This window comes from Nitrospirota bacterium, from assembly GCA_040757335.1.
Lineage (GTDB): Bacteria > Nitrospirota > Nitrospiria > 2-01-FULL-66-17 > 2-01-FULL-66-17 > JBFLXB01.
Genome location: JBFLXB010000059.1, coordinates 1 through 2,594 on the forward strand (window position 1 = coordinate 1; position 2,594 = coordinate 2,594).

Genomic DNA, 2,594 nt, shown 5'->3' on the forward strand with positions numbered 1-2,594 from the left:
TCGAGCCGCGCCCCCACCGGGGCGGCCACGCGCGGGCACCGTGCGCCGGACCGTCGCTTCGGCGTTATGATGCGCGAACACGCCCGGACGTCACCTGGCGCGGCTCGCAGGTGAGCGCGCGCGTTAGACCGCTACTCGACGATCTATCCGACTATTTCAAGCAGGCCATCGAGTACTGTCGCAAGTTCCTCGTCTGAGGCTCGTCCCAATCGCTTGCCGATGCGCTCAGTCGAGAGTGTGCGAATCTGGCTGATCTTCACCCACGAGCGCTTGGGCAACTTCGGGGCCACCAGCTCCAACGTCAGCGGGTAACCCGCCCGCGGTTCCTGGCTCGTCAGCGCCACCGCGATCACTGTGCCCGAGCGCTCGTTGAACACGTCGTGGCTCAGTATCAAGACGGGCCGTTCCCCGGCCTGCTCATGGCCGCGCACCGGGTTGAGGTCCGCCCAGCGAATCTCGCCTCTCAGTATTCGGGCCACGAGTCACCCGACGCGGTGAGGCCTTCTTCGGCCAGTTGCTGTTCTTCGGCCGGGTCCAGCTTGGCGCACTCTTCAGCGAGCCGCGTCCTGGCGAGCCGCGCCAGTTTCTCAGCTAGCGCGGTCTCAATGGCTTGGCTCCGGTTGCGGAACCGGTGGCGCGCGACCAGGTGGTCCACGCGGTCCAGCAGGTCAGTGTCGATCGTGAGGGCGACCTTGGTTTTCGGCATAGCGGTATGACAAATCATCATACCAGTTGCCACGCGGTCTAACAAGCGGCTGCACTTGACGGCGGCCGCGGTAGGATCGGGGCCGGTTGAGGGGTGTTTCTGCGGCCGCCGCAAGTGAGCCGCGGGACGTTAGACGGACTGGACACAGATGTCGAAATCGCTAAGAGCCTCCATTCGCGACCGCTGGTCATCGCGGAGCATGGTCGTCACTCGCTGGCTCACCGGCGCCGAAATCCGCACTGGAGATGCGATTTGTGAGGCCGAGGCCGACGGGATTCCGCTGACCATTACCGCGACCGAGATCGAGGTGTCTGACTACGGTGTGCCCATGTGGCACTACGTCGTAGAAGGCGGCGAGATCGGTCCTTGGGGTACCTTGGTCGAAGTGTCCACTAGCGCCGCTGCTTCGGACAAGCCTCGTCGTTTCCACCCAGCGTCGAGGCGAGCGTACAGGCGGCGCGAGCGGTATCCACGGGTGTTCTTGAACTACCGTCGTGACGATGCCGATGCCCACTCGGGCAGATTGCATGAAGCTCTTACCTCCAGATTCGGTCGCGATGCAGTGTTCATGGATCTCTTCAGCATTCAGCCCGGTGAAGTGTTCTCGTGGACCATTCAGCAGGCTGTTGTTCACGCGAGCGTGGTGGTAGCGCTGATCGGTCCCAAGTGGCTCTCCTTGACCGATGCGTATGGTCAAAAACGACTTGCCAGCGATTTTGACTTCGTGCGTCGGGAACTGACAGCCGCGTGGGATCGGGGCATCCCCATCATCCCGGTGCTGCTCCCAGGCGCCTCGGTTCCTGCCGGACCGAGCGTCCCTGAACCTCTCTCTGGTCTGCAAGAGCTTCAAATGATCGAACTCCATCCACGATACTGGGACGCGGCGTTCGCCGAGCTCTGCGACGCGATCGAACGTGAACTGTCGATACCGGCGGTTTGACTTCAAGGGGGCTAAGACAAGCGGCCGTCTAACTACCCACTGCACCTGTCGAGCCGCGCCGCCAACGGGGCGGCCACGCGCGGGCACCGTGCAATCGACCGCAGCTTCGGCGTTATGATTCGCAAATACGCCCCCACGTCACCTGGCGCGGCTCGCAGGTGAGTGCGCGCGTTAGCCGGACAGGAGAGGGATTCCGACGTGGCTGAAAACGATCTGATCGCCGTAGCAGAGCTTGCCGATGAACTCGGCACGCACCGCGCCAGCGTGTTCAAGGTCGTGAAGAGGCTTGGCATCCAGCCAGTCAAACGGCGCGACGCTGAGCGAGGTGGTCAGCGGATTTCGTTGGTGACCGGTACAGAGGCATCGGCAATCCGGGAAGCGTTCGCAACGGGCCGTAGTTCCGGCGATGAAGCATCGGGCGATGGGGTAGTGCTCGCCGCAGATGAGGGGTGGTTCTACCTCATCCAGCTGGAGCCTGAGCACGATCCCGGCCGTTTCAAGGTCGGCTTCACGACGGACCGCGACGGCCGCTTGCGTCACCACCGCTGTTCCGCACCATTCGCCCAGTACAGGAAGCAGTGGCCTTGTCGCCGGACTTGGGAGCGGGCAGCGATTGACTGCATGACCAACGGCCTTGAGCAACTTCACACCGAGGTATTTCGGGGCCCGTCTCTCGACGATGTGCTCAGCCGTGGGGACAGATTCTTCGCGGTAATGCCTGCGGTTGGAGAGGTCACGGAAGAGACCGATGAGGAATCGGAAGCGGCCGGCTAACAAGCCGATGCAGCGGACGCGCCTACGGCGCGCCGCTGATCGGCAAGGCGTTATACGGGCTCGTACAGAAGACCTCTTGTCTTGTTCGCATCGTGCCACGCGCGATCACGGTCGCGTACTTCGTCGGCGTGCTTCTGCGAGCGGTCGTGCGCGACGCCCGTGGCCGTGGGCATC

4 protein-coding genes are annotated in these 2,594 nt (G+C 63.3%); 2 read left to right on the forward strand and 2 right to left on the reverse strand.

Going from position 1 to position 2,594, the window contains the following annotated elements:
• Positions 1-143: 143 nt before the first annotated feature.
• Together AB1451_16860 and AB1451_16865 are read right to left on the reverse strand one after the other, a co-directional pair.
• On the reverse strand, positions 144-479 hold the full coding sequence (locus tag AB1451_16860; GenBank protein ID MEW6684565.1) for a type II toxin-antitoxin system PemK/MazF family toxin: 336 nt from the start codon (positions 477-479) through the stop codon (positions 144-146).
• Complete coding sequence (locus AB1451_16865; GenBank protein MEW6684566.1) at positions 464-706, reverse strand: ribbon-helix-helix domain-containing protein; 243 nt, start codon at positions 704-706, stop codon at positions 464-466. Before AB1451_16865 ends, AB1451_16860 begins: the two co-directional genes overlap by 16 nt.
• 148 nt (positions 707-854) lie before the next feature.
• Between AB1451_16865 and AB1451_16870 the strand changes: the two genes are divergently transcribed.
• Positions 855-1,646: a TIR domain-containing protein gene (locus tag AB1451_16870; GenBank protein ID MEW6684567.1), complete on the forward strand. Its 792-nt coding sequence runs from the start codon at positions 855-857 to the stop codon at positions 1,644-1,646.
• Positions 1,647-1,844: 198 nt separating this feature from the next.
• Positions 1,845-2,420, forward strand: a complete 576-nt coding sequence (locus AB1451_16875; GenBank protein ID MEW6684568.1) for a hypothetical protein — start codon at positions 1,845-1,847, stop codon at positions 2,418-2,420.
• Positions 2,421-2,594 lie beyond the last annotated feature (174 nt).

What these genes read in the sequence shown, in the direction of transcription:
- AB1451_16865 (MEW6684566.1), bottom strand. Translation starts at nt 706, where the DNA reads ATGCCGAAAACCAAGGTCGCCCTCACGATCGACACTGACCTGCTGGAC.
- AB1451_16870 (MEW6684567.1), top strand. Translation starts at nt 855, where the DNA reads ATGTCGAAATCGCTAAGAGCCTCCATTCGCGACCGCTGGTCATCGCGG.